We start from the raw sequence: 6,926 nt of genomic DNA, 5'->3' as shown, positions 1-6,926 counted from the left end.
GGGCCGGGGCCATTCGGGGTCTTGACCGCCCGCCGCCGTCACCGCGGGGGCGGGGCCGGGTATGCGAGGTTGCATGTCCGACAGGTCTCCAGGGGCGCCGCCCGGCGCCCGGCGGTGGTGGTTCGGGCGGCTGTACGGCGCCTTCCTCGTGTCGGCCGCCGGGCGCGGCCTGCGCCGCGGCAACGAGCTGGAGCTGATGCACCGGGCGATGGGCTTCGCCGCGCTCGGTCTGCTCACCCTGGTGCCGCTGCTGATCGTGGTCGCGGCCGCCGACCCGGGCAACGGGCGCGGGTTCGCCGAGTGGCTCACCGACGGCCTCGGCGTGGAGGCCGCCTCCGAACTCCAGGTGGAGCGGCTTTTCGCCCCGCCGAACCAGGCGCTCGAGTCGACCACCGGTTTCGGTATCGCGGGTGTCGCGGTGTTCGGGATGACGTTCGGCGGGGTGGTGCAGAACGGCTACGAGCGGATCTGGGAGGTGCCGGCGGCCCGCTGGCACACCATGTGGCGGCACGCGGTGTGGCTGGCGTTCCTGATCGGCTACCTGCTGCTGTCGGCGCATGTCGCCGCCGACCCGGCGGACTCCGCCGACCTGGCCTGGCGGGCCGGCGTGGCGGTGATCAGCGGGGTGCTGTTCTTCTGGTGGTCGCAGTGGCTGCTGCTGGGCGGGCGGCTGCCCTGGGGGGCGCTGCTGCCGGGGGCGGTGGCGACGGTGATCGGACTGGCCGGGCTGCGCGGCTTCTCCCGGCTGGTGTTCTCCCCGCTGATCGCCTCCAACGCGGTCGCCTACGGGCCGGTCGGCACCATGCTGGTGGTGCAGTCCTGGCTGGTCGGAGTGGGTTTCGTGGTCTTCGGCGGGGCGCTGGTGGGGCGGGTGCTGTACGAGGAGCGCTGGTATCTGACAGGGGTCGCGGGACGGGCGGTGCGGCGGGTCCGCCGGCGGTGAGCGGCCCGGCGCCGGCGGGGCCCGCCCGGGGGACGCGTCGGCGCAGGTGACGGGCCCGGGACGGGGAAGAGTGCGACCATGGACAGCGGGCAGGGGGAGAACGAGACAACCCGTGCGGCGCGACCGCACCGATGGTGACACCGGGACGGCCTTCCTCATGAACACGAACCCTTCCGCGGCCGCCGAGCCCGCCGTGACGTCCAGCGGCGCCGTCTTCGGCGCCCCCTGCTGGGTCAGCCTGCTGACCCGCGACCTGCGCGCCTCGCAGGACTTCTACGCCTCGGTGCTCGGCTGGAGCTTCCGCCCCGCCCGGCTCGGGGAGGAGTTCAGCGTCGCGGTGTCGGAGGGCCGCCCGGTGGCCGGGATCGGCGCGCTGGCCGGCCGGCTTCAGGTGGCGGTCGCCTGGACGCCGTACTTCGCGGTGGAGAACGCCGACCAGACCGCCTCCCGGATCCGGGAGCGCAGCGGCACGGTGGCGGTCGGGCCGGTGGCCCTGTCCCTCGGCCGGGGCGCGCTGGCGGCGGACCGCGAGGGCGCGGTGTTCGGGATCTGGGAGGGGCGGCTGATGTCGAGCTGGGAGACGTGGCGGGCGGCGAACCCGGCCTGGCTGCGGCTGGTGACCCGGGACGCCTTCGAGGCGGCGATCTTCTACGGCGAGGTCTTCGACTGGGCGTGCGGCCGGCCCGGCTGCTGCGACGTGGAGTACGAGGGGGACGAAGTGGTGTTGCGCAGTGGCGGCCATGTGGCCGCGCGGCTCAGCTCCGGCGCGCTGGAGGCGGCGCCCGATCCGGCGATCCGGCCCCGCTGGCAGGTGCACTTCCCGGTCCGGGACGTGGACGCCTGCGTGGCGGCGGCGCTGCGCAACGGGGGCACGGTGACCGAGCACGCGCCGGGCCGGCAGGCCGCGCTGCGCGATCCGGACGGCGGCCTGTTCACGGTGACGAACCGGGCCGCCGCCGTATGACCCTGTCGGACATCGTCTACGCCGCACTGGGCGTGGGCGCGCTGGCGGCCGCCGTGCTGCCGCGGGTGGTCTTCCGCCGCCCCTTCTCCCTGCCGATGGTGTTCCTCGGCGCGGGCGCGCTCATCGCGCTGCTGCCGATGGGCATACCCGTGGTGGACCCGGTGGCGGACCGGCTGTGGGTGGAGCACGTCACCGAGGCGTGCGTGGTGGTCTCGCTGATGGGCGCCGGGCTCGCCATCAACCGCCCGATGGGGTGGAAGTCCTGGGCGGGGACGTGGCGGCTGCTGGGGATCACCCTGCCGCTGACCGTGCTGGCCGTGGCGTTCCTCGCCTGGTGGCTGCTGGACTGGCCGCCGGCCGCGGCGCTGCTGCTGGGCGCCGTCCTCTCCCCCACCGACCCGGTGCTCGCCGCGGAGGTGCGGGTCGGCGAGCCGACCGACGCCGAGGACGACGAGGACGAGGTGCGCTTCACCCTCACCAGCGAGGCGGGGCTGAACGACGGACTGGCCTTCCCGTTCGTGATGGCCGCGGTCGCGCTGGCCACCGCCGCGGGCAGCGGCTGGTCGGCGGACTGGATCGGCCACTGGGCCGCGGTGGACCTGCTGGGCAGGGCGGCCCTCGGCGTGGTCGCCGGACTGGTCCTGGGGCGGCTGCTGGGGTGGATGTTCTTCCGGGCGCGGACGCCCGCGCTGCGCCTGTCCGAGCACATGGAGGGCTTCGTCGCCCTGGGCGCGACCTTCCTGACGTACGGGATCACCGAGCTGCTGCACGGCTACGGCTTCCTGGCGGTGTTCGTCGCCGCCTGCGCGCTGCGGTCGGCCGAGCGCAGCCACGGCTACCACAACGTGCTGCACGAGTTCACCGAGCAGATCGAGCGGCTGCTGACGGCGGCGCTGCTGTTCCTGCTCGGGATGTTCGTGGCAAGCGGCGGGCTGGCGGAGCTGACCTGGCCGGCCGCGCTGATCGGGCTGCTGCTGATCGTGCTGGTGCGGCCGCTGACCGGCTGGGTCGGGCAGCTCGGCTTCACGGCCGGGCCGCGGGAGCGGACGGTGGTGGCGATGTTCGGGCTGCGCGGCATCGGCTCGCTGTTCTACCTGGCGTACGCGCTCGGCGAGCACCCCTTCGGCGCGCTGGAGCGCCCGCTGTGGGCGGCGGTGGCGTTCACCGTGCTGGCCTCGGTCGTCCTGCACGGCGTCAGCGCCACCCCGGTGATCACCCGCCTGGACCGCCTGCGCGAGCGCTCCGCACCGGGCGTCTCCCCTTAGGGGCGCGCGCCGCCGGCCCCGCGGGGCTACCGCCCCGGCCGGTCGAGCAGGGCGCGGCGGTCGGCCTCCTCGCGCGCGAGCACCTCGGCGAGGACGGTGGTGTCGTAGCCGCGGCTGACCGCCGCGCGGACCAGTCGGGCCAGCGCGTCCGGCGGCAGGGCCTCGGCCTGGGTGGCCGGCGGCCCGGCGGCGGCCCGCCGCTCACCCGGCCGGAGCGGGGCGGCGGGCAGCGCGAACAGCTCGATCTGCTCCTCCGTCACCGCCAGCCGCTCGAAGAGCACCCGCACGTCCGGCGCGTCGCTCGCGGCGAAGGCGGTGACGTCCTCGGCCAGGGCCGCGTAGCGGCCGAGCGCGACCGGGTCCCGGTCGCCGACCACCAGGACGCGCAGGGCGGCGTGCCCGCCGGCGGCCGCGCGGCGGGCCGCGGCCCGGCGTCCGGACAGGCCGCGCGGCGCCGCGTGCACCGGGACGCCCCAGGGGTCCGTGACGCCGGCGAGCTGCGGCACCAGTCCCGGCGTGTCGCACCACAGTTCCTGCCGGGCCTCCTGGCCGGCCTGCCGGTCCAGCCGGTAGCCGTGGACGGCCTCGACCCGGGCCCGGCGGAAGGCGTCGGGCCCGTCGTAGGCGGTCGGCAGCACGGCGGTGTCGGTGTCGTCGTGCACGGCCAGCCAGGAGATGCGTCCGGAGCGCCGGGCCATTCCGATCAGCTCGACCAGTCGGCGGTAGCTGCGCTCCTGCCCGGCGAGGGCGCCGGCGGCGACCGCCGCGTACCAGATCTGGCGGATGGTGAGCGGGAGTTGGGCCGCGTACCGGCCGAGGACGAGCTCGACGGCGGTGAGCAGTTCGAGGGTGGCGGGGCGGGGCTGCCAGTCGGGCTGGTAGCCCCGGGCTCGTCTGTCCGGCATCCGCCGCCCCCTTCGCGCCCCCACCGCACCGCGGACGCCGGAGCGTCCCTCTGAGGGTGGTGTGCCCGAACGGGACACGCGTGTCACCCGAACGGCGTCCCCGGGCGCGTCGCGGGGTCGCTTTCCGGACGCGGCGCGCGCGGTGGGGGCTGCGCCGGGGCCGGGCGTCAGCTCGCCTTGCGGCCGGCCAGCGGGGCGGTGTCCAGGCCGGCGCCGGTGCGCATGCCGTGGAGCATCTCGCCGAGCGCGTCCAGGGCGGTGCGCTCGGGCCGCCAGGCGAGCTGGTCGCGGGCCCGGGTGCAGTCCAGCAGCGGCAGCCGCAGGACCGCGTCGAACAGTTGCGGGGACGCCGGGACCAGGCGCAGCGCGTAGCCGGTGACCAGGGCCGCGCGGGCGGCCTGCCGGGGCATCCGCACCACCTTGGCGTCCAGCAGCGCGGCCAGGTCGCGGGCGTCCACCGGCGACTCGGCGGCCAGGTTGAAGGCCCCGGACACCTCGCGGTGGACGGCCAGCCGGTACGCCTGCGCCGCGTCGTCGGTGTGCAGCGCCTGGAAACGCAGTCCGGGGATGTCGGGGACGACCGGGATCGTCCGGGGCCCGGCCAGCGGGCCCGGCAGGAAACGCCCGCCGAAGATGCGCCGCTGCTCGCTGCCCGACTCCTCCTTGAAGAGGAACGCGGGGCGCATCCGCACCACGCGCATCCCGGGATTGCGCAGTTCGAAGGCGTCCAGAACCCGTTCCAGATATGCCTTCTCCCGGCAGTAGGCGGCCTCGGAGGCGCCGTGGGTGGGCCACTCCTCGGTCACCGCGCCCGCGTCGCGGCCGGGCGAGTAGGCGCCGACCGAGGAGGCGTGCACGAGCGCGGGCACGCCGGCCGCGGCCGCGTCCCGGAACACCCGCAGCGAGCCGAGGACGTTGGTGCGCCAGGTGGCGGACGGGTCGTGGGTCGGCTGGAACGCCCAGGCCAGGTGGACGACCGCGTCGGCGCCCTCGAAGTGCTCGACCAGGTCGGTGTCCTCGCGCAGGTCCACCGAGGCCCACTCGGTCTTCGGCGGCGACCAGGCGGGCGTCCGGCGGGCCAGCCCGCACACGGACGCGACGTCCTCGTCCGCGGCGAGCGCGGCCACCACACTGGTGCCCACGTTGCCCGTCGCCCCGGTCACCACGACCCTCTTGCCGGCGCTGCTGCTCACGGCGTCCGCCCTCCGTCGGCTCTGCTCGGCTGTGTCCGTGTCCTGCCGCTGCTCCCCCGGACGTCGCCGGGGTGGTTGCGGGTACCCCGGTCAGCCCGCTGCTAGCCATCCGTCTGCGGGCGTTGCCCGGAGACGACGCGGCGGGCCGCGGTGTCCGGCGTACCCGCGCCGACGGGGGCACCATGGGCGGACAGGGACGACGCGAGTGTGAGGGAGTGCGGCGGATGCGGTTGGATCTGACCGGCAGGACGGCGCTGGTGACCGGCTCGACGCAGGGGATCGGCGCGGCCATCGCCACCGAGCTGGCCCGCGCCGGAGCGACGGTGGCGGTGAACGGCCGCTCCGAGCAGAGCGTGACCGCGGCCGTGCGGAAGCTGCGCGAGGAGGTGCCGGACGCGGAGGTGGTCCCGGTGGCGGCCGACCTCGCGTCCGACGAGGGCGCGGCGCGGGCGGTGGAGCTGCTGCCGGAGGTGGACGTGCTCGTCAACAACCTCGGCATCTTCGGGGCGCGGCCGGCGTTGGAGATCACCGACGACGAGTGGCGGCGGTTCTTCGAGGTCAACGTGCTGGCGGCGGTCCGGCTGACCCGGGCGTACCTGCCGGGGATGAAGGAGCGGGGCTGGGGGGCGGGTGCAGTACATCGCCAGCGACTCGGCGGTGGCGGTCCCGGCCGAGATGATCCACTACGGCATGTCCAAGACCGCGCTGCTGGCGGTGAGCCGCGGCTTCGCCAAGGAGGCCGCGGGCAGCGGGGTCACCGTCAACTCGGTGATCGCCGGGCCCACCCATACGGGCGGGGTCGAGGACTTCGTCTACGAGCTGGTCGACCGTGACCTGCCCTGGGACGAGGCGCAGCGGGCGTTCATGCGCGAGCACCGGCCCCAGTCGCTGCTCCAGCGGCTGATCGAGCCGGAGGAGATCGCGCACATGGTGGTGTACCTGAGCTCGCCGCTGGCGTCGGCGACCACCGGCGGGGCGGTGCGGGTGGACGGCGGATACGTCGACGCCATCCTGCCCTGACGCACCCGGTCCGACCCCGGCCCCCGCCGGACCGCGGGGCCCGCCGGGCCCCGCGGTCCGGTGGAGCGGCTGGTGGGACGGCCGGTGGGGCCGCCGCTGGGACGGCCCGCGGGGCGGCTCGTGGGCGAACGCAATCGCGAAGCGCAATTGCGGGACGGGGGCATATGCCGTCGGCACCACCGGGCCGAGTGTCGCCAAAGCCCTTACAGGCTCTTGCCGGCTGTGCGAAAGTCGGGGTGGTTCCTGTTGCTTCGCCAGTCCTGGCAGCGCGCCGCATCGGAGTACGACATGCCCTCCCATCTGTTCGCGGACCGACCCGCGTCCCAGCCGCCCGAGCGTGCGGTGGAGGCGCTGATCTCGCAGACCCGCCGGCTGCGGGGGGATGTGGACGCCGTCCGGCGGGACGCCGTGGTGGACGAGGACGATCCGCAGGGGCGCTGGCAGCGCGCGCTGTGCGACCTCGCCGTACATCAACTGGACGACGTCGGGGCGCAGTTGGGTCAGCTCAAGGACGGGCTCCCGGCGGACTTCGGGGAGTTCGGGCAGCTCGCGGAGTACGGCGGGCCGGCCGCCCGCGAGGAGGCGGGGGCGCGGACCGCGGTGGCCGGCGGGGCGCCGGCCACCGCGGTCCGCGCC

The 6,926-nt window shown here is 75.7% G+C and carries 5 protein-coding genes and 2 pseudogenes; 5 read left to right on the top strand and 2 right to left on the bottom strand.

All coding sequences use genetic code 11. The features are described from left to right. Window positions 1–73: 73 nt before the first annotated feature. From C6N75_RS27520 to C6N75_RS27510, 3 genes are all read left to right on the top strand, one after another. A complete protein-coding gene (locus tag C6N75_RS27520) occupies window positions 74–943 on the top strand; it encodes a YhjD/YihY/BrkB family envelope integrity protein (protein WP_105871575.1) in 870 nt (289 codons plus the stop codon). A 157-nt stretch (window positions 944–1,100) separates the two neighbouring features. Continuing rightward, window positions 1,101–1,907, top strand: coding sequence for a VOC family protein (locus C6N75_RS27515; protein WP_105871576.1), 807 nt, complete (start codon window positions 1,101–1,103; stop codon window positions 1,905–1,907). Continuing rightward, complete coding sequence (locus C6N75_RS27510; protein ID WP_105871574.1) at window positions 1,904–3,172, top strand: cation:proton antiporter; 1,269 nt, start codon at window positions 1,904–1,906, stop codon at window positions 3,170–3,172. The genes C6N75_RS27515 and C6N75_RS27510 overlap by 4 nt, the downstream gene beginning before the upstream one ends. Before the next feature lie 26 nt (window positions 3,173–3,198). Here the strand turns inward: C6N75_RS27510 and C6N75_RS27505 are convergent, their stop codons facing one another. Further along, window positions 3,199–4,077: a hypothetical protein gene (locus tag C6N75_RS27505; RefSeq protein WP_105871573.1), complete on the bottom strand. Its 879-nt coding sequence runs from the start codon at window positions 4,075–4,077 to the stop codon at window positions 3,199–3,201. A gap of 167 nt (window positions 4,078–4,244) precedes the next feature. Next, a complete protein-coding gene (locus tag C6N75_RS27500; RefSeq protein ID WP_105871572.1) occupies window positions 4,245–5,270 on the bottom strand; it encodes an NAD-dependent epimerase/dehydratase family protein in 1,026 nt (341 codons plus the stop codon). A 224-nt stretch (window positions 5,271–5,494) separates the two neighbouring features. On the opposite strand from C6N75_RS27500, the pseudogene C6N75_RS27495 reads away from it, so the two are divergent. Together C6N75_RS27495 and C6N75_RS27490 are read left to right on the top strand one after the other, a co-directional pair. Next, a pseudogene (locus C6N75_RS27495) lies at window positions 5,495–6,290 on the top strand (SDR family NAD(P)-dependent oxidoreductase). Between the two features lie 288 nt (window positions 6,291–6,578). Beyond that, window positions 6,579–6,926: pseudogene (locus C6N75_RS27490) on the top strand (phosphatase); the annotation flags it as partial.

This window comes from Streptomyces solincola (genome assembly GCF_002982015.1).
In the GTDB taxonomy this organism is placed as follows: Bacteria; Actinomycetota; Actinomycetes; order Streptomycetales; family Streptomycetaceae; genus Streptomyces; species Streptomyces solincola.
The sequence above is the reverse complement of the archived record's forward strand: the minus strand, read 5'-3'. Positions and strand labels throughout refer to the sequence as shown.